The following is a 20,592-nucleotide window of genomic DNA, read 5'->3' on the forward strand; positions in this document are numbered from 1 at the left end:
CACGTCACGCGGGGAGGCTAGAACTCCCAGTCGTCGTCGGTCGTATGCTCTGCCTTGCCGATAACATAGGAGGAACCGGAGCCGGAGAAGAAGTCGTGGTTCTCATCGGCATTGGGGCTCAGCGCCGAGAGGATTGCCGGGGAGACGCGGGTCTCATCGGCTGGGAAAAGGCCCTCGTAGCCGAGGTTATTCAGCGCCTTGTTGGCGTTGTAGCGCAGGAAGCGCTTGACATCTTCGGTCCAACCAAGCGGATCATAAAGATCCTCGGTGTACTGCTCCTCATTCTCATAGAGGTCATAGATGAGGTCGAAGGTGTATTCCTTCAGCTCCGCACGGCGCTCCAGGGACTCCTTAGCGACGGCCTGCTGGTACTTGTAGCCGATGTAGTAACCGTGGACAGCCTCATCGCGGATGATGAGGCGAATAATGTCGGCAGTGTTGGTCAGCTTCGCATGGGAGGACCAGTACATCGGCAGGTAGAAACCCGAGTAGAAGAGGAAAGACTCCAGGATCGTGGAGGCCACCTTGCGCTTGAGCGGATCAGAGCCCTCGTAGTAGGACAAAATGATCTTTGCCTTGCGCTGGAGGTGCTCGTTCTCCTCCGACCAACGGAAGGCATCGTTAATCATGGGGGTAGACGCCAAAGTCATAAAAATATTGGAATAGCTCTTGGCGTGGACCGACTCCATAAAGGCAATGTTCGTGAGAACGGCCTCCTCGTGCGGAGTCGTCGCATCAGGGAGCATCGACACCGCGCCGACAGTTCCCTGAATCGTGTCCAAAAGAGTCAGCCCAGTAAACACCCGCATGGTGGCTTGTTTTTCCATCTCATTGAGAGTGGCCCAGGTTTTCAAGTCATTGGATACCGGAACTTTCTCCGGGAGCCAGAAATTACCCGTGAGACGATCCCACACCTCGGCATCCTTCTCATCCGGAACCTCGTTCCAGTTGATGGCCAAAACCGGGCCCCGATGAGAGTCAACGTACGGATCGTACTCGTGGCTTTCTGAAGGAACAGACATGGAAAACCCCTGCTCTAAATAAGGAAATGGAAGTTATATCTGCGACTGACACACCGAGAAACCTTTGTGCTCGATACTAAGCCACTCGGTCTCGCCGCAAACGCGAAAAGCGGGTCAACGGCTCCCACTCTACCGAGATTCTTTCGGAACGCACATGTCCCGGAAGACACACTTTTCGGCAGTGGACACGCGGTACACTAGGCCAGAAAAACTGGCCGTGGCAAGTATTCTTCCGATAATGTTGTCGTGACCATTGTCCGCCATTGATTAATTCACCTGAGCTTTGTTTGTACCGGCGGCATAAAACCACAGGTGAAAGTGAAATCTCATCGAAAAGGATGCGACCTCCGATGCCCGAGGCACAGCGCACACCCGCCGCACCACTCTTGGATTATGTCCTCAATGAGCTCGGTCGCGAGATCATCTCGGGCACCCTACCCCCGGGAAAAACATTCACTCTCCACGATCTCAGCGACCGCTTCAACATTTCCCGCACCGTGGCCCGCGAAGCCATGCGCGCCCTCGAACAACTGGGGCTCGTATCTTCTTCCCGACGAGTCGGCATCACCGTCCGCCCCAGCTCCAGCTGGGCGGTATTCGACCAGGCAGTGATCAACTGGCGCCTCGGATCTCCCACCCAACGGCGCGCCCAACTGCTCTCCCTCAATGAACTACGCACCGGGATCGAGCCGCAGGCCTCCCGCCTCGCCGCGGGAGCCGCATCCTCCCAGCAGCGAAATGAGCTAGTCGAGCTGGCCACCACCATGCGCGAACTCAGTCGATCCGGTCGAGCTTCCTCACAGTCCTTCCTCGAGGTAGACCTTCGCTTCCATGCGTTGCTCATGGAGGCCTCGGGTAACGAGATGTTCGCTGCCCTGATTCCGCCACTATTGTGCGTCCTCGAGGCTCGCAGCCGCTACGACCATCTCCCCGTCAGCCCGGGCGATAGAGCTGTCGCCACCCACGAGGACCTCGCCGCGGCCATCGCATCCGGCGATATTGCCGCCGCCGAGAACTACTCCCGCGCGTTGCTCACCGAAGGTGAGCACTCGGACCGCTAACAAGCCTGTCCCCGCCACCCCAGGCGGGTCTGGGGTGGCGGGGACGGACGGGCGTCGATAAGCGAGAAGCTACAACATGCAGCTGACGCAGCCCTCGATCTCGGTGCCCTCCAGGGCGACCTGCCGCAGGCGGATGTAGTACAAGGTCTTAATGCCCTTGCGCCACGCATAGATCTGAGCGCGGTTGATGTCGCGGGTAGTGGCGGTGTCCTTGAAGAACAGCGTCAGCGACAGACCCTGGTCGACGTACTTAGTGGCGACGGCATAGGTATCAATGATCTTCTCGTAGCCGATCTCGTACGAGTCCTGGAAGTACTCCAGGTTGTCGTTGTCCATGTGCGGCGCCGGGTAGTACACGCGGCCAATCTTGCCCTCCTTGCGGATCTCGATCTTGGAGGCGATCGGGTGGATCGACGAGGTGGAATTGTTGATGTAAGAGATCGAGCCCGTCGGCGGAACGGCCTGGAGATTTCGGTTGTAAAGTCCGTGCTCCATCACCTCAGCCTTGAGGTCAGCCCACTCCTCCGCGGAAGGCACGGTAACGGTGGAGTTGGCGAAGATCTCCTTGACCTTTTCGGTTACCGGCTGGAATTCCGCCGGGTCGAAGCCGTCAAAGAAGGTACCGTCGGCGTACTTGGAATCTTCGAAACCAACGAACTTCTCCCCACGCTCCCGCGCGATCTTGTTGGAGGCCCGCAGAGCCTGGTAGAGGATCGCAGCGAAGTAGGCGTTGGTGAAGTCGAGGCCTTCCTCCGAGCCGTAATAAATGCGCTCGCGACCGAGGTAGCCGTGCAGGTTCATCTGCCCCAGACCGATGGCGTGGGCGGCGTCATTGCCCTCGCGGATGGAGGGAACCGAGTTGATGGCAGTGGACTCGGCGACTGCGGTGAGGCCACGAATCGCGGTCTCCACGGTGGAAGCAAAGTTGGGCGAGTCCATCGTCATAGCGATGTTCAGCGAGCCAAGGTTGCAGGAAATATCCTCGCCGACATGCTCGTAGGTGAGGTCCTCATGGTAGGTCGAGGGGGTGTTGACCTGCAGGATCTCGGAACACAGGTTAGACATATTGATGCGACCGGCGATCGGGTTCGCGGCGTTGACCGTGTCCTCGAACATGATGTACGGGTAGCCGGACTCGAACTGAATCTCCGCGAGCGTCTGGAAGAACTGACGCGCGTTGATCTTGGTCTTGCGGATCCGGGGATCCTCCACCATCTCGTCATACAACTCAGAGACGGAAATATCACCGAAAGGCTTGCCGTACACCCGCTCCACGTCATACGGCGAGAACAGGTACATGTCATCGTTGCGGCGCGCCAGCTCAAAGGTGACATCGGGAATGACGACACCGAGCGAGAGGGTCTTGATGCGGATCTTCTCATCGGCGTTCTCGCGCTTGGTGTCCAGGAAGGACATGATGTCAGGGTGGTGGGCGTTGAGGTACACCGCGCCGGCCCCCTGCCGCGCACCGAGCTGGTTGGCGTAAGAGAAGGAATCCTCCAGCAGCTTCATCACCGGGATGACACCCGAGGACTGGTTCTCGATGTGCTTGATCGGCGCACCCGACTCACGCAGGTTGCTCAGCAGCAGAGCGACGCCGCCACCGCGCTTGGACAGCTGGAGAGCTGAGTTGATAGCGCGGCCAATGGACTCCATGTTGTCCTCAATGCGCAGGAGGAAACAAGAAACGAGCTCACCGCGCTGAGCCTTGCCCGCATTGAGGAAGGTCGGGGTGGCGGGCTGGAAGCGGCCAGACATAATCTCGTCGACCAAGTTTTCTGCCAAGGGGCGGTCACCGTTAGCGAGGAACAGCGCGGTCATGGAGACGCGGTCCTCGAAGCGCTCGAGGTAGCGGCGGCCATCAAAAGTCTTGAGAGTGTACGAGGTGTAGTACTTGTATGCACCGAGGAACGTCTGAAAACGGAATTTGAAGGCGTAGGCACGCTTGAACAACGACTTGATGAAGTCAAAGTCGTAGAGCGCCAGCACCTCCGGCTCGTAATAACGATTCTCCACGAGGTAATGCAGCTTTTCTTCCAGATCATGGAAATACACCGTGTTCTGGTTGACGTGCTGGAGGAAGAACTGGTTCGCGGCCTCTCGGTCCTTATCGAACTGGATCTCACCCTTATCGTCATACAAGTTGAGCAGCGCGTTCAGCGCGTGATAATCAAGCTGTTCCGCCTGGCTCACCGGCTCGGCGACGGACTTTCCCATGGGCTGGCTCGTGGTGGTCACGTGACCTTGCCTTTCACTCTCGTTGGTAGTTTAACTAGCTGCTGGTTCGGGCTGCAGTCCGAGTTGTTCTGCATTCTCGATGAGGCCTGCGCGCAGAATTTCCACGTCCTCATCGTTGCCCAACAGTTCAAAGCGATAGACATACGGCACCTGGCACTTTTTAGAAATGACCTCACCGGCCACCCCGAAATCAGTACCAAAGTTGGTGTTTCCGCTCGACACCACCGCGCGAATGAGGCTGCGATTGTGTTCGTTATTAAGGAAGCGAATGACTTGAACGGGAACGGGCCGCGAATTTTGATGGCTTATCGACGCCCCGCCGCCATACGTCGGACAAATCAACACGTAAGGCTCGTCCACCACCAGCGGTTCCTCTGCTTTCAGCAAAGGAATCCGCTGAGCGGGAAACCCAAGCTTATCGACGAACCGGCGGGTATTCTCCGTGGCGGAGGAGAAGTACACGACGAGCATGCCGTTTCACTTCCTTTGGTTGACGTTCTCTAACTAATAAATCCGCCCAGCTGATGGTGGGCGGATTATGCGAAGCGAGGGTGCGAGCGAAGGCTCTCCGACTCCCGACCGGTATCGCCTCCGCTCCGCTGCCGGAACGGTGTTAGGCGACGACGGCAGTCAGGTTGTTGATCCGCTCGGGGCGGAACCCGGACCAGTGCTCGCCGTTAGCCTCCACGACCGGGGCCTGGAGGTAGCCCAGGGCCAGGACGTAATCACGAGCATCATCGTCCAAGCTGATGTCCACGGTGTCATATTCCAGACCAGCACGATCCAAAGCCTTCTTGGTGGCCTTGCACTGAACGCAAGCGGGCTTGGTGTAGAGGGTGATAGCCATGGGAGTAGTCCTCGTCTGTGTGGTCTGTCGTGCGTCTGGCAGTTCTTCCGTGCTCCGAGTTTTCCCCGGTAGCGACAGTTAATGACACTATACTTTGTGGTCTATGGGCGCAACCAGCACTATATATAGTAGTTACACCGATGAAACTCCCAGGATGTGAGCACAAGCAGGCCCACATGTTGACCTTGCCCCCGCAAGCATTAATCGCTCCAGAACAACACCGATGGGATTTCCGCTGTTCGCGCGCGTTCGCGCTGCCTTGCCGTTATCAAATCGTTACAAACTGGGGCGGGTGCGATGTTGTGGGGCTGGTGGTGCTCATTGGGTTGCCGTCCGCTTCCTCCCGACGCCCTGATCGCGACCGGAACCGATTTCCCGACCTAAAACCCCAGGTGACGCTCGGCGGTGGTCGGAAAAACAGCCTAAAACCGGCGCTTCCTAACAACTCCGGGGTCAATCCCCCTTCCAAACCGGCCAAGTTGTTAGGAAGTGCCGGTTTCGCCGACTCAGTAGGCCGGCCAGCGCACCGACTTAGGACGGTGGCTCGATGCCCCGGCGCCAGGCCAAAGCTGGAGCAGACCCAACTTGCCCCTTGAGCCCCAAACAGCAACCGGCATAGCGAAAACCGCCCGCTTCCCCAAGGGGAGGCGGACGGCTGACGACTATGCAGAGGCGTGCTCTTAACCCTGGCGGGCCTTGAAGCGCGGCTCCTTCTTGTTGATCACGTAGACCTTGCCACGACGACGCACAACCTGGGCGCCCGGCTTATTCTTCAGCGACCGAAGCGACTTGCGGACCTTCATCGGGCGCTCCTTTCTGTATGCGCGTTATCGGAATGCGACTAATTTTCCTGCAGTGACTGGGGATCTCCCACCGATGCACTCGGCGAGTCCACCAGCCATGACACGAGGGGATATGTTACCTGACGTCTCCCCCATCCACCAAAACAATCGTCTTAGCTGTTCTTGAGGCACAATTCTGGCGACGGTGGCGGCTAGTATCGGCAGCATGTCTCAGGCTCCCGAATCTTTGCAGCATTCCATTATCACTGCCCTGCATACTCTGCCGATTATCGATGCCCCCGCGGAGATCGACGCCCGCGTCGCCTTCCTCGTGGACTATCTCAAGGCGTCCGGAGCGAAGGGCTTTGTGCTGGGTATCTCCGGGGGCCAGGACTCCACCTTGGCGGGTCGCCTCGCCCAGTTGGCGGTCTCCAACCTGCGCGAGCAAGGACACGATGCGGAGTTTTGGGCCGTGCGACTCCCCCACGGGACCCAGGCCGATGAAGATGATGCTCAGGCGGCCCTGCGTTTCATCGATCCTGATCACAGCGTGACGGTCAATATTGCCGACTCCACCGCGGCCATGGATCAGGCCGTCGCCTCCGCCTTGGGGCTGAGCAAGCTGGGCGATTTCAACAAGGGCAATGTCAAAGCCCGCCAGCGCATGATCGCTCAGTATGCGATTGCGGGAGAAATGCAGTTGCTGGTCATCGGCACTGATCATGCTGCGGAGAACGTGACGGGGTTTTTCACCAAGTTTGGTGATGGCGCCGCCGATCTTCTCCCCCTCGCCGGGTTGAACAAGCGCCAGGGTGCCGCCCTGCTGCGGGAGCTGGGCGCACCAGAAAGCACGTGGCGGAAGGTACCCACCGCTGATCTCGAGGAAGACCGCCCGGCGCTGCCGGATGAGCACGCCCTCGGCGTCACCTATGAACACATCGACGACTACCTGGAAGGCCGAAAGGTGCCCGATGACGCCCGGAGGCGGATCGAGCACCTGTGGAAGGTGGGCAATCACAAGCGGCACACGCCGCCGGAGCCCACCTCGACGTGGTGGCGTTAGTAGCGTTCCGGTTCTTCCGCGATCTCGAACTCACGGCCCGAGATCTCGGTGGCTTGGATGCGCACCCAGTTGTACTTCAGCGTCGGGGCCCAGGGCTTGAGGTTGAGGGTCTCGGCGTGTGCGATCGCCGCATTGTCTTCCAGCACTTCGGCGGTACCGCGCACGATCACGGACCAGGCAGTACCGTCCTCAACTCCGTCGGCCTCGAAGAGGACGTCGTGGTTGAGGGTGAGAGTAAAGAGCTTGGAGCCCTCGGCGGTGCGGAAGTAGATGTCTTCGCCATCGATGACGAAGTTGATCGGGAAGATCTCCAGGTCATTGTTGCGGTGCAGCACTAAGCGACCGGGCTGAACGTCGGCTAGGTAAGCCAAAGACTGCTCGACGGAGAGATTGCGGAAGACATCATCGTTCATGGACATGGTGGTCAACTCCTGAAGTCTGACGGTCGCGGGCGCGGCCGGTTGTTAGTTCTAGACTACGTCGTCGCTCATTGTGGCGAAGGCAGGTGGGATAGTCGCCTTAACCCTTGACCTTGCCACAGTGTCAAGGTCTTTGATGAAAGGGGAAAGGAGGAGGTCCCCATGACCACCATTAGTCAACGTCAGCTCCAACAGGCATTTGACGCCCCAGCCGCGTCCACCCGTTTGCAGGCCGCGCTGGCCGCAGGCACGAGCCCGCAGCCAGGTTTCGCTCCATCACTCGTTGCCCAGTGCGGGCGCGAGCCTGACTTTTTCGTCCGGGACATGCTGACATGGGCGCTGACCCGTCATGATCACACGGAGGTGGTGGAGCTCGTTCTGCCCGAGTTGCGTTCGGCCGAGCCGCAGGCCCGCAGCCAGGCATTGCACACGTTGACCAAGATCGCGGATCCCACGACGTGGCGGGCGATTACTCTGGACTTGCTCCGCGATAGCGATGATGAGGTGGCCCGCACGGCGTGGCGCGCGGCAGCTGGTCTCTACCCTGAGGAGGAGAAACCCCAGCTGGCGAAGGTTCTAGCATCGCAGTTTGGGCGCGGTGATCGTGATGTTCGGCTCAGCCTGAGCCGAGCATTCGCGCAGTTGGGTCCCGCCGCCGAAGGCGTCGTTGCGCGTGCTCGACACCACCCTCGGGAGTCGGTGCGTGCCCACGCGTTGGCTACGGAGCGGATCATGGCCGACCCGGAGGAGGGGTTCCACAGTGCGTATTGGTGAGGTGTCCGAGCTCTCCGGTGTCAGCGCCCGCATGCTGCGTCATTACGACAAGATTGGGTTGCTCCGTCCGCCGGAACGCACGTCCGGCGGGTATCGCGAGTACTCGGACGAGGACCTGCGGCGCTTGTTCCACATTGAGGGGTTGCGTTCGCTGGGCTTGGAGTTATCGGAGGTCGCCGAGGTGCTCCGTGATCCGGGCTTCAGTCCGACCACGCTTATCGACGCCCTCATCACCAGCACCCGCGAGCGCCTCACCCAAGAAAAAGCGCTGTTGCGCACTCTCCGTCTGGTGCGCGCCAGCCACCCAGTCGACTGGTCCGACGTGCTGCGCACCACGAGCCTCATACGGGGTCTCGGCGCCGCCGAGCCCTCCCAGCGGCTGCGGGTGGCACTGTCCGTCGACGCCGAGCGTCACCTGTCCATGCTTATCGACGCCGCCCTGTCCGAGACCGATCCCAACACCGCGGGTGCGTTGGACTGGGTGGTGGCGCAGGGCGGAGACACCGCGGTGCCCCATTTAGCAGACGTCCTAACGTCTGCCTCCCCTGATCGGCAACGCCGGGCGGCGATGATGCTGCGAAAGATCGGTTCAGTGCAGTCGTTGGAGGCCCTGGCTGGCGCCATCGCGCACCCCGATCCCCAGGTGCGGGGATGGGCGGCCCTCGAGCGAGGCAGGTTAGGGGAGGTGGATGCCGTTGCCGCCCTGGTGGAACTCATCGTGGCGGGCCGCGAGGACGTGGAGGCCGCAGACGTCCTGGAGTTTCTAGCTCTCAAGCATGGCTACGCTGCAGAAATCACCGAGGCCCTCGCTGCGGAGCTCGCCGGGGCCGAGGACTCCGTTCGGTACCGGTTGACCGAGTCGCTCGCCGGAATTCCCGGGCCAGGGGCTGATTCACTGTTGACACGCTTGGCGGCTGATGCTTCCCCGCAGGTAGCTCATACGGCCAGGTATTTGCTATCAATGCGCCCGTCCACCACCGTCACCAATTCATCCAAGGCCGAGCGGTGAACGAGGTCATGGGTGACTAGCAGCGTGGCAGTGTTGCGTTCGTGGGTGAGGCGGGCGATGAGCTGCATGATCTCTGCGCCGCGTTCTTGATCGAGGGCGCTGGTCGGTTCGTCGATGAGGAGGACGTCCGGTTCGTGGACGAGGGCGCGGGCGATGGCGACGCGTTGGCGTTGGCCACCGGAGAGTTGGTGGGGGCGTTTGTCGGCGTGGGCTGACAGACCGACGGCGGCGAGGAGTTCGTCGACGCGGGCGTCGATAAGCGATCGTTGGGCCTGGTCGCCGAGATGGCCCATGACCTGCAATTGCTCGCGGGCCGTTAGGGCCGGGAGCAGGGCGGATTGTTGGAAGACAATCCCGATGCTGGTGCGACGCAGGGCGGTGGCATCGTGGGGGCTGAGGACGGCGGCGTCGATAAGCTCGTCTCCCCGACTGATGAGGACGGAGCCGGAGTCGGGGCGGATGAGGGTCGCGGCGACGGCGAGGAGGCTGGATTTGCCGGAACCGGACGGGCCGGTGATGCCGGTGACCACGCCGCCCTCGCCGCGGAGGGTGACGTTGTCGACGGCGGTGATGCGGCTGGCGCCGTCGGGGAAGGTGAGGGTGACGTTGCGGAGTTCAATCATCGGTTGCTCCCGAGGGCAGTGAGTGGGTCGGCGGAGGTGACAATGCGCAGGGCGAAGGCCGCGCCGAGAAGTCCGAGCAGCGCCAGGATGGCGGCCGGGGCGAGGGTGGTGAGCGGGCTCAGGACGAAGGGCAGGGCCTGGCCGGCGAGCTGCCCGAGGCCAACAACGGCGAGCACACCGACGCCAATGCCCACGGCTAGGACGATGAACGCTTGGCCGAGGGCGTCGCGCACGAGCGATGAGGTGCTGGCGCCGAGGGCTTTGAGGACGGCGATGTCGCCGGCGCGCTGCATCGTCCAGACGGTGAAGAAGGCGCCGACGACGAGGGCGGAAATGCCGAATAACATGGCGATCATGAGGCCCAGCGAGCCGACCTCGGAGGAGAAGGCGTCGAGGGCGGCGAGGCTGGCCAGCGGGGTCTGCGCTACGGTGCCTGCCTGCTTATCGACGCCCGCCCAATCCGGTGTCCCCGTCACCGCCAACATCGTCGGCTCACCGGTCCCGCCGACGCGCTGGCTCAACTCGCTCCACGCGGGCTGGCTCATCGTGATGACGGGGGTGTGGCTGTACCAGAGATCCTCGTCGATGGCGGCGACGGTGAAGGATTGGTTGTTGATGCTCACGGTGTCGCCAACCTGGGCATTTAGTGCGGCGGCGGCACCGGTGGAGAGCTCGACCTCCCCTTCTGCCAGGTCCGACGGCTGGCCAAACAGGGCGACCCCGGTGGGCTCCTCGGAACCTGTGCGGGCGGCCCGGGTCTGCGTAATGCCGATCGGGGTCACCGATTCGACCCCGGGGGCGTCCTGCCATTGACGTACCGTGTCGGGGTCGAGCGAAGACGTGGAGAAGCTGGGGCTGCCCGTGGTCGGTTGCTGGAGGACGATCCGATCAGCGGGGATATGGAGCACCGCGGAGACATTTTGCGCTGCCAACCCCCCGGTCAGGCCGGAGAGAAACCCCACGAGCAGGGTAATCAACGCCACCACCGCCCCGATGAGCGCGAATCTTCCACGGGCAAACCGCAGTTCCTTCCAAGCGACAAACACGTCAATCCTCTCCTGCCCAGCACTCCTTGTGCGAGCTACCTATTTGAGCTTTCCCGCGCCGGGGAGGAGCAGCATCGGCCGAACCTGCGCAATCCGAGTCATCATTTCTGTTGATGGCGCCCACCGGAGACTGCCCTAGGCTTGAACCGCTATGTCACATTCGAACCTCGCCCCCGTGTTCACTGGCCTGCGCCTGGGGCTGCATGCCCTCCTCGTGGGGCTGACGGGCTTCGCCATCCTGCGGGCCTTCGCAGTGTCCTCGCCGGTGGCGTGGTGGGTGCTGGCCGTCGGGATCGCGTTCGTCGCGGTGTATCTGCTCGGCGCGTGGGCGGCGCGGGGTTCGGGCGGGTCGCCGGGGCCGCGAACAGCGAGCCTCGGCTGGATCATCGTGCTCACCGTTTTGTGGGCGGCACTAACGTGGCTCAGCCCCGAGGGTGCCTACCTGGTCTTTCCCCTCTTCTTCCTCTACCTCCACCTCTTGCCCGGGGCGAGCTCCGCTGTGGTGATCATTCTCGCGACCGCCTTCGCCATCGTGGCCCTCGGGCTGCACCTGGGTTTTAGCGTCGGCGGGGTGATCGGTCCCCTCGTCGGTGCCGGGGTTCCCCTGCTCATCGGGTTGGCTTACCGCGCGCTGACCCGGGAGGCGCAGGCGCGGGAGCAGTTGCTCAGCGAGCTCATGCGCACCCGCGCCCAACTCGCCGACACCGAGCGCGAGCAGGGCGCCTTAGCGGAGCGGGCCCGGCTGGCTCGCGATATCCATGACACCGTCGCCCAGGGCTTATCGTCGATCCAGATGCTGTTGCAGGCCGCCGAGCCCACGACCCCCGAACCCGCGGCGGGTTATCTCAAGCTAGCCCGGGAGACCGCAGCCGAGAGCCTCGCCGACACGCGCCAAATCATCCGGGAGCTCACCCCCAGCCGACTCGAGGACGGTCTGGCGGCGGCGCTGCGCAGGCTCGGGGCGGAGCAATCCCGCCGCGCCGAGATCCCCATCGAGGTCACTGCCGCAGACGTTGACCTGCCCATGGGCATCCAGACCGCGCTGCTGCGCATCACCCAAGGCGCCCTGTCCAACGCCATCCGCCACGCCGACGCCTCCCGCATCGCCATCATTCTCGCCGTGGATGAGGGTACCGCCACGTTGAAAGTGCTTGACGACGGTCGCGGCTTCCGCGAAGCCGAATCCTTCGGCCTGCAGGCCATGCGCGAGCGCGTCGAACAATTCGACGGCACCCTCTCGGTAGCTTCCACCCCCGGCCAAGGCACTGCCGTCCGCGCCGACCTGCCCTTCACTCCCAACAACGGAGGCCACCCATGATCCGCCTCATCATCGCCGACGACCACCCCGTCGTGCGCACGGGCCTGCGCGCCATGCTGTCCAATGACCCCGAGATCACCGTCATTGCCGAGGCGACCTCCCCAGATGAGGCAGTGGCCCTCACCGGCGACCACTCCCCCGACCTCGTGCTCATGGACCTGCAATTTGGCACCGAGGACACCGGGGCGGACGCGACCCGACGCATCCGGGCGCTGCCCCACCCACCGGCGGTACTCGTGCTTACCAACTACGACACCGACAGCGACATCCTCAGCGCCGTCGAAGCCGGGGCCAGCGGATACCTGCTCAAGGACTCCCCACTCGACGAGCTCCTCGCCGCCATCCACGCCGCGGCCGCCGGGGAAACCGCCCTCGCCCCCGCCATCGCAGGCCGCCTCCTCGCGCGGATGCGCTCCCCGCAGCCAACCCTCAGCGCCCGGGAGATCGAGGTCCTGGGGCTCGTCGCCACCGGCGCGAAGAATGAGGAGATCGCGCAGCGGCTATTCATCAGCGACGCGACCGTGAAGTCCCACCTGGCGCACATTTACACCAAGCTCGATGTGTCCTCGCGGACGGCGGCCGTGGCCAGTGCCCGGGAGAGCGGGATTCTGCGCTAATCGAGGATAAGCCCGACCACGTAGGCCACTCCCGCACCGATGAGGAGGGGGAGGGCGACCGGGGCGTCGATAAGCAAGATGAGGATGAGCAGTACGGCTACCGTGCGCTTCCAGCCGACGGCCGCAGTGGCGACCATGCCTGTGGCCATCGCCGATCCCACGTCTAGCGCGGGCAGCAGCACCGACATTGCGGCGCCGATCGCCGCGCCGGTGAACACCAGCGGGAAGAACTCGCCGCCGCGCCAGCCGCTGACCAGGCACAGCGCGATGGCAACCACCTTGCCCACGGCGATGGCGAGCAGGAGCGACCACTGAGAATTCTGGACAAGCGGCAGCAGATCATCCAGCTCGTGATGCCCGGAAAACCTCAGTAGCGGCTGCACCGTCGCCAGCGCGGCAAACAACACCGTGCCTGCGGCAACGACCAGCCACTGGCGATTGATCCCGTGCGTCACCTGCTCGAAAGCGTGATGCAGCGCGCGAAACAGCAACCCCGCCGCGGCCGCCACCACGGCCACGACCAGCAGCAGGAACGGCTGGGTCTCCCCGATGGCGGGCAGCGAAATGTGGCCACCCTCCCCGCTGGACGTGAGCTTAGCGACGCCCACGAACACGAAGAATCCAGCAAATCCCGCTGCCAGCTGCAGGGCTTTGCCCTGCCCCAGGTCATCGCCATCAATAGCCGCCGCCCCCGGCGGAGATGCGTACAAACCACCGAGCGCCCCCGCGTTCCCGGCCTGCCCAATTACCCGTTGGGTATTGACGTCCCGCGCAATCAAATGCGTCACTATCGCCGACATCTGCGCCACCACCGCCACGATGCCCGCCTCCGGTCCAATCGCCCCGCCGAAAGCGACGGCGACGATCGCGGCGAATGCCGTCGCCGCGACCGCACGACGAGGCAGGTGGCCGGGGTCCTCCGAATGGCGAAGCAAGGTCTCCAGGTCCTCCGTCGGCGCCCACCAACTAATAAGAATGAGCAGGGCTCCGCCGAGAAGAATGGTGACGTAGATGGGCAATCCCAGGCCGTCCCACACGAGGTGCTGCAGCCAGGTCATCCCCTTGAACGTGAGGATGGAAATCAAGCCGGCGACGGCGCCGTAACCGAGAGCCTGCAGCGCGAGCCGCGAATTCACTCGCGGGCGCTGTGTCGTTGCGTTCATGTCGGAAAGTATAGGGGGTTAAGGTTTATAGCTTTCCTACCCTAAGCACATGACAAAGGACAGTCGGTCCTCCCGAATTGTCGGCATTCGACTTTTCCGCACAATGAGCACGGAGAGCAGCGAATACTTAGAAGGCCCGGAAGCGTGGGATTTTGCTCGCCGCCTGGCGTGGTGGCTCAAAAGTGAGGACAGCGAGGAAGATCAAAACCGATCGCCAGCGCAACATTTCGTTGAAGTCTGGGACTTTCTACTCCGCGCGCCTCATAGCCGAAAGGGTGGGCGGCAATCCCACCTTTAAAGCCAGCGACTTCGTCGCGACCGAGCGTCCGACAATGTCCGCGTTGCTTCGAATTAGATAGCTTCCGCGTTCTCACTTGACTTGCTGGCCGCCCACGTCACCAGCAAACGCGATCTGCTTCGAGCCATGCCAGACCATAGGCTTTTAGCTCACTTTGAAACAGCGTCATCTAGCTCAATATCACCGAAAATGTACCGATCGATCGTGGGGCCGATGGTTCGGGCCAGCTCCGGGACGGAAAGGGTGGCTATGGGCGGGACCTTTAGCACGTAGCGGCCGAAGACGAGCCCGAGCAGCTGCGAGCCCGCCAGGGAGAGCCGCGTTTCGGGGTGTTCGACGCCGAGGCGGGGTGCGAAGGTCCCCAGGAGTTCCTCGGTAACGAAGCGGAGAAAGATCCGCCGAGACTCGTCATGGGTTCCGATGCCGCGGACAAGACCGATGAAGGCGGGGCCCATGCTGGGGTCCTCGAGTGCGGTGAGGACGGCGAGAACGTATCGGGTTCCCGGTGACCCTTCCCTGCCTGCGCCTTCGGGGAGGAGGATGTCGGGGAACCCGCGCGAGCGGAAGGTTTCGGTAATCACCGTGGTAAACAGGCTTTCTTTGGTGCCGAAGTAGTAATGCACCAGCTTGGAATCCACTCCGGCGGCCTCGGCGATCTTGCGAATGGTGGAGGCCTGGTACCCGTATTCACCAAACTCCCGGGTCGCCGCCTCGAGGATCTGCTCCTTGCCTGCTTTCCCAGACGGCCGAGGTCCGCGGCGGGGGGCTTCCTCCACCTCCGCTTTTCTCCCCTTGTTCATGTGACCAACGGTATCAGGTGCTCTCCTATTTCATCGCATGAGGAAATCCGCTAAAGTCTATTTCATCAACCGATGAAATACGGAGGTGGGGCGATGAAAGCCCTGATTGTGAAGGAATTTCGAGAGCTAGCGCGTGATCGCCGCACCCTGGCCATGCTGATCGCGCTGCCCGTGTTGCTCCTGGTGATCTTTGGCTACGCGGCAAATTTCTCGGTAGAGCGAGTGCAGGTCATCGTCGTCGGGCCGGAGGCAGAAACGGTGTCCGCTACCATCGCCAGCAACCCGGCCATCAAAGACGAGGTGGACATCACCCGCGTTGATCCAACACTGGGTGACGCAGATGCGCAGTCGTTGCTCAAGGGGCAGGAAGCGAATGCGGTGGTCGTCGCAAAGCAATTTAGTGCTGCGCAAGCACCACTGACGGACCGGATGCACGTCTACATCGACGGAAGCAGCCTGTTCAGTGCTCAGGCCACCGAGGGCATCTTCATGCAGGTAGCCGCCACGCAGCCACCGACTGACCAGTCGGAGGAGTTGGTGACGGTGCTGTTCAACCCGGATCTGAAGACGTCGTGGGTGATGGTCCCGGGCCTGCTCGGTCTGATTCTGCTGTTCATCGGCGCGCTCATCACCAGCATCGGGCTCGTCCGCGAGCGGGAGACGGGCACCCTGGAGCAACTGGCGGTCATGCCGCTGCGGCCGTCGGCGATTATCCTGGGCAAAATCATCCCCTACTTCCTGCTCGCACTCGTCGATATGGCGGCCGTCACCGCCCTCGGGGTGTGGCTGTTCGGAGTTCCCTTCGTGGGGAGCCTGTGGTTGTTCAGCATCTCTGCCCTCGTTTTCCTGTTAGTCGTCCTAGGAATCGGGGTGCTCATTTCCTCGGTCTCGCAAAGCACTGGGCAGGCGATCCAGATGGCGATCCTGTTCGTCGTGCCGCAAGTCCTGCTCTCCGGGTTGATTTTTCCCCTGGATGCGATGCCGCTGGGGGTGCGCTGGATCGGTTATATCCTGCCGCTCACCTGGTTCCGGGAGATCGCGCAGGGCGTCATGCTCCGGGGTGCCGACCTCACGAGCCTCTGGCTCCCCCTGACGATTCTCGCCGCCATGGCCATCGTCGCGTTTGGTGCCTCCACCGCACGGATGCGCCACACCCTCACCCACGGAGGCGCCCGCTAATGCGCCCCGCCACTATCAACCTCGACCGGGTCTCCGTGCGCTTCGGCGCGCAGACCGCCCTCCACAACTTCAGCGGAGCCTTCCAACCAGGAACCGTGACCGCCCTCATCGGTGGTGATGGCGCAGGCAAATCCACCCTGCTCAAGCTCCTCGCCGGCCGCCTGTCCGCCTCAGACGGCACCACCACCGGGCTTCCCGTCGAACGCGAAAACATCGGCTACCTGGCGGGCGAATCCGGCGTCTGGCGCAACCTGTCCGTAGCGGAGAACATCGAGTTCGTCTCCCGGGCCTACCACCTCGATCCGAAGGATTCCCGGGCCGCTGAGCTGCTCACACTCGCCGGCCTAGACCACGTGACCAAGCGGCCCGCCGGGCGGCTATCGGGCGGAATGCGGCAAAAGCTCGGCGTCATCCTCGCCACCATGCACCGCCCCGGCCTCGTGCTTCTCGATGAACCCACCACCGGCGTCGACCCCATCAGCCGCGCCGAACTATGGAGCCTCATCGCCGGTGCCGCCGCAGACGGCGCGACCGTCGTCTTCGCCACCACCTACCTCGACGAGGCGGAGCGCGCCAACCGCCTCTTCCTCCTTGGCGAGGGGAACCTGCTCGCCTCCGGCACCCCGGACGAGGTCATCGCCCAGACTCCCGGCACCATCTGGGAAGCCCCCTTCACCCTCCCCGCCGCCCGGCGCGAACTCGACTCTCCCGCAAGCTGGCGACGGGCCAACACCGTCTACCACTGGGAGGCGGGCATGCACGGCCCGGAGGGCTTCACTCCCGCACCCGGCGATCTGGAAAACACCAGCATCGCGCTGCTCCTGCACGCAGGGATTGGCGATGTCACCTCCGCAGGGCTCCCCGTCACCGGCAGCACACCACCACAGCGTATCGACGCCCCACTCGTCCAAGCCACCAACATCAGCCGCAGGTACGGCGCGTTCCCTGCGCTCGACGGCGTCTCCCTCCACGTCGAAGCCGGCGAAATCGTCGGGCTGCTCGGCGGGAACGGCGCCGGAAAGACCACGCTCATGCGCATCCTGCTCGGCCTGGAAACCCCCACCGCCGGTCAGGCCACGCTCTTCGGCTCCTCGCCCACTCTCGACGGTCGGCGTCGCATCGGATACGTCGCCCAAGGCCTCGGCCTCTACCCGTCCCTGTCCGCGATGGAGAATCTCGACTTCGCGGCTTCCGTCTATGGCATCCCCGTCAGCGATGAGGCCCGCGCCTTCGCCGAAGGTTTCGGCCGCTCCCCCGTCGCCGCCCTGCCGCGGGGGACTAAGCGCATTCTCGCCTACCTCGCCGCATCCGGGCACCACCCCGAGCTATTGGTCCTCGACGAACCCACCTCCGGCATGGACGCGCTCACCCGCGCCCGCCTCTGGCGCAACCTCCGCAGTTCCGCAGACAACGGCACGGGCGTGCTCGTCACCACCCACTACATGCAGGAAGCCCAGCAATGCGATCGTCTGGTCATGCTTAGCGACGGCCGCGTCACCGACATCACCGCGACCCACCGATCCCTGACCGTCACCACAGATCATTGGGAACGCGCCTTCCTCCTGCTCCGCGACGCCGGCTTCGCCGTGCTTCTCGACGGCCGCGTCCTCCGCCTCCCCGGCGCCCACCCCTCCGAAGTCTCTGTGGTGCTCGCTCCCCTCAACGGCGCCTTCACCGTCACCGAGGGCCAAGCCACGCTAGAGGAGACGATGATGCTGGCTACCCGCCGGACAGCTTTCGCCGAATCTCCTTCTCTTCCTCATCACTAAGCCCCGCGAGCCGCGGTTCCTGGCGGCGCTCCTCATAGTGCAGCGCCGCCACACAGCGGTAGTGACCGTGGCCCCATCCACGCTGGCCGTCATCTCCCGCGGCATTGAAAATGCCGCAATGACGCTGCTCCGCACACTCGACGATCCACTCGGCGAGATCGCGGACGTCGATAAGCGCAATGGGGTGAGTCGGATCCGGCACCACCACGTTCTCACAAGAGAATCTTCACGTCTTGGCTCCCATCATCGTCAGAGTGCGGGCCGGTACCGAAGAACAATGGCGCCCGACTGGAATGGTCGATGCTCCACCAGGTCGAGTTCAACCCGCTCCCGCAGACCGGAAAGCAAGGTGGGGCCGTGTCCAGCCAGCACTGGGTGGAGCAGGAACTCGTACTCATCGATCAGACCCAAGTCTGCTAACGCCAGGGGAAGCGTGACTCCTCCCACCCAGAGCCCTTCGCCTTCTTCCTGCTTGAGTGTCTCAACCTGGTCCCTAAGGTCGCCCCGGAGTAGTTCAGCATTCCAGTCGACCTCTTCCAAAGTCCTCGATACGACGTATTTCTTAGCGCGGTCAATCGCTTCGGCGAAGGGAATCTGCCACTCTTCCATCCACTCCGGCCACTCACCGGATGCCGGCTTTCGCCACGCGGATTCCATCATCTGATACGTCACCCGACCGAAAATGAGAGCGTCGGCCCGTTCCATCTCCGCAGTCCACAAAGCCATTGACTCTTCGTCAGGCGGCAACCCAGCCTCGTGATGGCAGCAGCCGTCAAGCGTGACGTTGATCGAATATCGAAGAGGTCTCATCTCGTCTTCTCCTGTCGGTCGAGTGAGATGGTGCGTTTGTTCAGTTGTCACGGCGATGGTTGAGGTGACTTCACATCGGTTGGTGATAGTTCATCGAATCTTTCACCCTTTCGGGTTGGATGACGTCGATAGTCGCCACTGAGTGTCGCTGAATCCTACGGCATCTGTCACCTTCAAGGGGAGCTCAAGCACACTCTAGCTAGCCCTGGTGGAACGATTCGTCCTCAGCTAGAGTTACCTGTATACGTTTCGTCCCGTGAAGGAGTTGGCATCGATGCCCACGTTGACGCCAGGCACAGCCCGAGATGCAGGTCTCTCGCGCAGCAGCCTATACCGCGCAGCTCGGGCTGGACGGGTGGAGAGGATTGCTCGAGGCATTTATTTGCCTTCGGATTCTTCAGCTTCAGACTGGGACTGGATTGAGGCTGCGACGCGGCGCCCAGATGCGACCATTTGCCTCACATCGGCGCTCGCCCATCACGATTTGACGGTCGAGATTCCAGCAGCGATGGATGTGGCGATTCCACGTGGGGTACGCACGCCAGCGACCCCGGCAACGATCGCGTGGCATCAGTTTGACCGTGCCACCTTTAACATCGGCCGAGAGGAGATTCTAATCCCAGGGACGGAACAGACAATTGGAATCTATTCGCCGGAAAGGTCGATTGCAGATGCGTTTCGCCTGAGAGGCGCGGTTGGATATGAGTTGCCCCTGGAAGCATTGAAGGCATGGCTCCAAAGAGGCGGCAAGCCCGCTCGGCTCATCGAGATAGCGTCACAGCTACCTCGCGCCAAGTCTCCCATGCTCCGAGCTTTAGAAGTGTTGACATGAGTAGAGGCGAAGAGGTTTTCCGTCTGATTCAGTCCGAAGCACGGGCAACGACCATAGTCGTCAGCGCCGGTGTACCCACGCAGGAGTACTTGATCCGGCACACTCTGGAATCGTTTTTGGATTGCCTGACTCGCACTCCCCACGCGAAAAATTTCGTACTCAAAGGTGGAGTCCTACTTGCGGCATACGGCGTACGCCGCGCTACAAAGGACGCTGATTCGAATGCTGTCGGAACGGAAGTTTCGATCGATAGCCTCGTGTCTGTCGTCCATGATGTTGTCGGCGTTGAGGTTGATGATGGAGTGATATTCAACCTGGACTCAATCACCGTGCAGGAGATCCGTGAGCATTCCGATTACCCTGGCTTCCGAGTCCGAGTCGGTGTGTCGATAGGGGCATGGAAAGGGACCGCTGCGTGGGATGTCTCCACCGGGGATCCAATATTTCCTGCTCCCCGTGAAGTCCGCATCGACCGTGTCTTGGGCGCGTCAATCTCAATACTCGGATACGCACCGGAAACATCGATCGCCGAGAAAGGTGTCACGATCCTCGAACGGGGAATCACCAGCACTCGGTGGCGTGACTACGTGGACATTGTTCAACTCGCCCGGCAGGGAATCGACACTGACGAACTGTTCAAATCCGCGCGAGCTGTAGCTCGCTACCGTGGTGTTGCCCTGGAATCAATTGCACCGCACGTCAGCGGCTACGGGAAAGTGGGACAGTCTAAGTGGGCAGCGTGGCGCCGCAAACACAAACTGGAGGGGCTATGCGAAGCAGAACTAGATGACCAAATGACTCTCGTAGCGTCATATCTCGACCCCGCCTTCAGCCGCGGAGACTCGCCATCACTCGAGTAACTAGCTTCGCTACGCGGAAACAGGGTCAATTGCTCCAGTTAGCCAGACGACCTCGATCCCCA

The 20,592-nt window shown here is 62.2% G+C and carries 22 protein-coding genes; 10 read left to right on the plus strand and 12 right to left on the minus strand.

Going from position 1 to position 20,592, the window contains the following annotated elements; translation table 11 throughout:
- Positions 1-17 precede the first annotated feature (17 nt).
- Positions 18-1,022 (minus strand): class 1b ribonucleoside-diphosphate reductase subunit beta, encoded by a 1,005-nt coding sequence (gene nrdF / locus CATRI_RS10760; RefSeq protein WP_290217463.1) that lies wholly within the window; start codon positions 1,020-1,022, stop codon positions 18-20.
- A gap of 350 nt (positions 1,023-1,372) precedes the next feature.
- Here nrdF and CATRI_RS10765 point away from each other — a divergent pair, with 350 nt between their 5' ends.
- Positions 1,373-2,083, plus strand: a complete 711-nt coding sequence (locus CATRI_RS10765; protein ID WP_290217465.1) for a FadR/GntR family transcriptional regulator — start codon at positions 1,373-1,375, stop codon at positions 2,081-2,083.
- Between the two features lie 69 nt (positions 2,084-2,152).
- On the opposite strand, the gene nrdE is transcribed toward CATRI_RS10765, so the two are convergent.
- From nrdE to ykgO, 4 genes are all read right to left on the minus strand, one after another.
- Positions 2,153-4,300 carry a class 1b ribonucleoside-diphosphate reductase subunit alpha gene (gene nrdE / locus CATRI_RS10770; protein WP_290221140.1) on the minus strand — a complete coding sequence of 716 codons (2,148 nt, stop codon included), beginning with the start codon at positions 4,298-4,300 and terminating at the stop codon, positions 2,153-2,155.
- A gap of 51 nt (positions 4,301-4,351) precedes the next feature.
- On the minus strand, positions 4,352-4,792 hold the full coding sequence (nrdI, locus tag CATRI_RS10775) for a class Ib ribonucleoside-diphosphate reductase assembly flavoprotein NrdI (protein WP_290217467.1): 441 nt from the start codon (positions 4,790-4,792) through the stop codon (positions 4,352-4,354).
- A 142-nt stretch (positions 4,793-4,934) separates the two neighbouring features.
- Positions 4,935-5,168 carry a glutaredoxin-like protein NrdH gene (nrdH, locus tag CATRI_RS10780; protein ID WP_047253723.1) on the minus strand — a complete coding sequence of 78 codons (234 nt, stop codon included), beginning with the start codon at positions 5,166-5,168 and terminating at the stop codon, positions 4,935-4,937.
- A gap of 680 nt (positions 5,169-5,848) precedes the next feature.
- A complete protein-coding gene (ykgO, locus tag CATRI_RS10785; RefSeq protein WP_005511141.1) occupies positions 5,849-5,971 on the minus strand; it encodes a type B 50S ribosomal protein L36 in 123 nt (40 codons plus the stop codon).
- A 205-nt stretch (positions 5,972-6,176) separates the two neighbouring features.
- On the opposite strand from ykgO, the gene nadE reads away from it, so the two are divergent.
- Complete coding sequence (gene nadE, locus CATRI_RS10790) at positions 6,177-7,013, plus strand: NAD(+) synthase (protein WP_290217470.1); 837 nt, start codon at positions 6,177-6,179, stop codon at positions 7,011-7,013.
- On the opposite strand, the gene CATRI_RS10795 is transcribed toward nadE, so the two are convergent.
- The gene (locus tag CATRI_RS10795; protein WP_290217472.1) at positions 7,010-7,432 is read right to left on the minus strand and encodes a pyridoxamine 5'-phosphate oxidase family protein; all 423 of its coding nucleotides are present in this window, start codon (positions 7,430-7,432) and stop codon (positions 7,010-7,012) included. The two genes, nadE and CATRI_RS10795, sit on opposite strands and share 4 nt — an antisense overlap.
- Positions 7,433-7,594: 162 nt before the next feature.
- On the opposite strand from CATRI_RS10795, the gene CATRI_RS10800 reads away from it, so the two are divergent.
- Both CATRI_RS10800 and CATRI_RS10805 read left to right on the plus strand, forming a co-directional pair.
- Positions 7,595-8,206 (plus strand): HEAT repeat domain-containing protein, encoded by a 612-nt coding sequence (locus CATRI_RS10800; protein WP_290217474.1) that lies wholly within the window; start codon positions 7,595-7,597, stop codon positions 8,204-8,206.
- The gene (locus tag CATRI_RS10805) at positions 8,193-9,215 is read left to right on the plus strand and encodes a MerR family transcriptional regulator (RefSeq protein WP_290217476.1); all 1,023 of its coding nucleotides are present in this window, start codon (positions 8,193-8,195) and stop codon (positions 9,213-9,215) included. Before CATRI_RS10800 ends, CATRI_RS10805 begins: the two co-directional genes overlap by 14 nt.
- Here CATRI_RS10805 and CATRI_RS10810 read toward each other — a convergent pair.
- Together CATRI_RS10810 and CATRI_RS10815 are read right to left on the minus strand one after the other, a co-directional pair.
- Complete coding sequence (locus CATRI_RS10810; protein WP_290217478.1) at positions 9,143-9,838, minus strand: ABC transporter ATP-binding protein; 696 nt, start codon at positions 9,836-9,838, stop codon at positions 9,143-9,145. The two genes, CATRI_RS10805 and CATRI_RS10810, sit on opposite strands and share 73 nt — an antisense overlap.
- Positions 9,835-10,884, minus strand: coding sequence for an ABC transporter permease (locus CATRI_RS10815; RefSeq protein ID WP_290217480.1), 1,050 nt, complete (start codon positions 10,882-10,884; stop codon positions 9,835-9,837). The genes CATRI_RS10810 and CATRI_RS10815 overlap by 4 nt, the downstream gene beginning before the upstream one ends.
- Positions 10,885-11,035: 151 nt before the next feature.
- On the opposite strand from CATRI_RS10815, the gene CATRI_RS10820 reads away from it, so the two are divergent.
- The gene (locus CATRI_RS10820) at positions 11,036-12,202 is read left to right on the plus strand and encodes a sensor histidine kinase (RefSeq protein WP_290217483.1); all 1,167 of its coding nucleotides are present in this window, start codon (positions 11,036-11,038) and stop codon (positions 12,200-12,202) included.
- On the plus strand, positions 12,199-12,819 hold the full coding sequence (locus CATRI_RS10825; protein ID WP_290217485.1) for a response regulator transcription factor: 621 nt from the start codon (positions 12,199-12,201) through the stop codon (positions 12,817-12,819). The genes CATRI_RS10820 and CATRI_RS10825 overlap by 4 nt, the downstream gene beginning before the upstream one ends.
- Here the strand turns inward: CATRI_RS10825 and CATRI_RS10830 are convergent.
- Positions 12,816-13,982, minus strand: a complete 1,167-nt coding sequence (locus tag CATRI_RS10830; RefSeq protein ID WP_290217487.1) for a chloride channel protein — start codon at positions 13,980-13,982, stop codon at positions 12,816-12,818. The two genes, CATRI_RS10825 and CATRI_RS10830, sit on opposite strands and share 4 nt — an antisense overlap.
- A 447-nt stretch (positions 13,983-14,429) precedes the next feature.
- Complete coding sequence (locus CATRI_RS10835) at positions 14,430-15,080, minus strand: TetR/AcrR family transcriptional regulator (RefSeq protein WP_290217488.1); 651 nt, start codon at positions 15,078-15,080, stop codon at positions 14,430-14,432.
- A 93-nt stretch (positions 15,081-15,173) separates the two neighbouring features.
- Between CATRI_RS10835 and CATRI_RS10840 the strand changes: the two genes are divergently transcribed.
- Together CATRI_RS10840 and CATRI_RS10845 are read left to right on the plus strand one after the other, a co-directional pair.
- Positions 15,174-16,259 (plus strand): ABC transporter permease, encoded by a 1,086-nt coding sequence (locus CATRI_RS10840; RefSeq protein ID WP_290217491.1) that lies wholly within the window; start codon positions 15,174-15,176, stop codon positions 16,257-16,259.
- Positions 16,259-18,028 carry an ATP-binding cassette domain-containing protein gene (locus tag CATRI_RS10845; RefSeq protein ID WP_290217494.1) on the plus strand — a complete coding sequence of 590 codons (1,770 nt, stop codon included), beginning with the start codon at positions 16,259-16,261 and terminating at the stop codon, positions 18,026-18,028. The genes CATRI_RS10840 and CATRI_RS10845 overlap by 1 nt, the downstream gene beginning before the upstream one ends.
- Here the strand turns inward: CATRI_RS10845 and CATRI_RS10850 are convergent.
- Together CATRI_RS10850 and CATRI_RS10855 are read right to left on the minus strand one after the other, a co-directional pair.
- Positions 17,979-18,230 carry a hypothetical protein gene (locus tag CATRI_RS10850; protein WP_290217496.1) on the minus strand — a complete coding sequence of 84 codons (252 nt, stop codon included), beginning with the start codon at positions 18,228-18,230 and terminating at the stop codon, positions 17,979-17,981. The genes CATRI_RS10845 and CATRI_RS10850 overlap by 50 nt on opposite strands.
- A 47-nt stretch (positions 18,231-18,277) precedes the next feature.
- Complete coding sequence (locus CATRI_RS10855) at positions 18,278-18,838, minus strand: dihydrofolate reductase family protein (protein WP_290217498.1); 561 nt, start codon at positions 18,836-18,838, stop codon at positions 18,278-18,280.
- A 274-nt stretch (positions 18,839-19,112) separates the two neighbouring features.
- Between CATRI_RS10855 and CATRI_RS10860 the strand changes: the two genes are divergently transcribed.
- On the plus strand, positions 19,113-19,670 hold the full coding sequence (locus CATRI_RS10860) for a type IV toxin-antitoxin system AbiEi family antitoxin domain-containing protein (RefSeq protein WP_290221143.1): 558 nt from the start codon (positions 19,113-19,115) through the stop codon (positions 19,668-19,670).
- Positions 19,667-20,530 carry a nucleotidyl transferase AbiEii/AbiGii toxin family protein gene (locus CATRI_RS10865; protein WP_290217500.1) on the plus strand — a complete coding sequence of 288 codons (864 nt, stop codon included), beginning with the start codon at positions 19,667-19,669 and terminating at the stop codon, positions 20,528-20,530. The genes CATRI_RS10860 and CATRI_RS10865 overlap by 4 nt, the downstream gene beginning before the upstream one ends.
- Positions 20,531-20,592 lie beyond the last annotated feature (62 nt).

It is taken from the genome of Corynebacterium atrinae (genome assembly GCF_030408455.1).
GTDB classification, from domain to species: Bacteria; Actinomycetota; Actinomycetes; order Mycobacteriales; family Mycobacteriaceae; genus Corynebacterium; species Corynebacterium atrinae.

Coding starts and splice junctions, on each gene's coding strand:
- CATRI_RS10835 (WP_290217488.1), bottom strand. CDS start 15,080: ATGAACAAGGGGAGAAAAGCGGAGGTGGAGGAAGCCCCCCGCCGCGGA.
- ykgO (WP_005511141.1), bottom strand. CDS start 5,971: ATGAAGGTCCGCAAGTCGCTTCGGTCGCTGAAGAATAAGCCGGGCGCC.
- nrdE (WP_290221140.1), bottom strand. CDS start 4,300: ATGGGAAAGTCCGTCGCCGAGCCGGTGAGCCAGGCGGAACAGCTTGAT.
- CATRI_RS10795 (WP_290217472.1), bottom strand. CDS start 7,432: ATGTCCATGAACGATGATGTCTTCCGCAATCTCTCCGTCGAGCAGTCT.
- CATRI_RS10800 (WP_290217474.1), top strand. CDS start 7,595: ATGACCACCATTAGTCAACGTCAGCTCCAACAGGCATTTGACGCCCCA.
- CATRI_RS10810 (WP_290217478.1), bottom strand. CDS start 9,838: ATGATTGAACTCCGCAACGTCACCCTCACCTTCCCCGACGGCGCCAGC.
- CATRI_RS10855 (WP_290217498.1), bottom strand. CDS start 18,838: ATGAGACCTCTTCGATATTCGATCAACGTCACGCTTGACGGCTGCTGC.
- CATRI_RS10765 (WP_290217465.1), top strand. CDS start 1,373: ATGCCCGAGGCACAGCGCACACCCGCCGCACCACTCTTGGATTATGTC.
- CATRI_RS10860 (WP_290221143.1), top strand. CDS start 19,113: ATGCCCACGTTGACGCCAGGCACAGCCCGAGATGCAGGTCTCTCGCGC.
- CATRI_RS10830 (WP_290217487.1), bottom strand. CDS start 13,982: ATGAACGCAACGACACAGCGCCCGCGAGTGAATTCGCGGCTCGCGCTG.
- CATRI_RS10820 (WP_290217483.1), top strand. CDS start 11,036: ATGTCACATTCGAACCTCGCCCCCGTGTTCACTGGCCTGCGCCTGGGG.
- CATRI_RS10865 (WP_290217500.1), top strand. CDS start 19,667: ATGAGTAGAGGCGAAGAGGTTTTCCGTCTGATTCAGTCCGAAGCACGG.
- nrdH (WP_047253723.1), bottom strand. CDS start 5,168: ATGGCTATCACCCTCTACACCAAGCCCGCTTGCGTTCAGTGCAAGGCC.
- nrdF (WP_290217463.1), bottom strand. CDS start 1,022: ATGTCTGTTCCTTCAGAAAGCCACGAGTACGATCCGTACGTTGACTCT.
- CATRI_RS10845 (WP_290217494.1), top strand. CDS start 16,259: ATGCGCCCCGCCACTATCAACCTCGACCGGGTCTCCGTGCGCTTCGGC.
- CATRI_RS10840 (WP_290217491.1), top strand. CDS start 15,174: ATGAAAGCCCTGATTGTGAAGGAATTTCGAGAGCTAGCGCGTGATCGC.
- nrdI (WP_290217467.1), bottom strand. CDS start 4,792: ATGCTCGTCGTGTACTTCTCCTCCGCCACGGAGAATACCCGCCGGTTC.
- nadE (WP_290217470.1), top strand. CDS start 6,177: ATGTCTCAGGCTCCCGAATCTTTGCAGCATTCCATTATCACTGCCCTG.
- CATRI_RS10825 (WP_290217485.1), top strand. CDS start 12,199: ATGATCCGCCTCATCATCGCCGACGACCACCCCGTCGTGCGCACGGGC.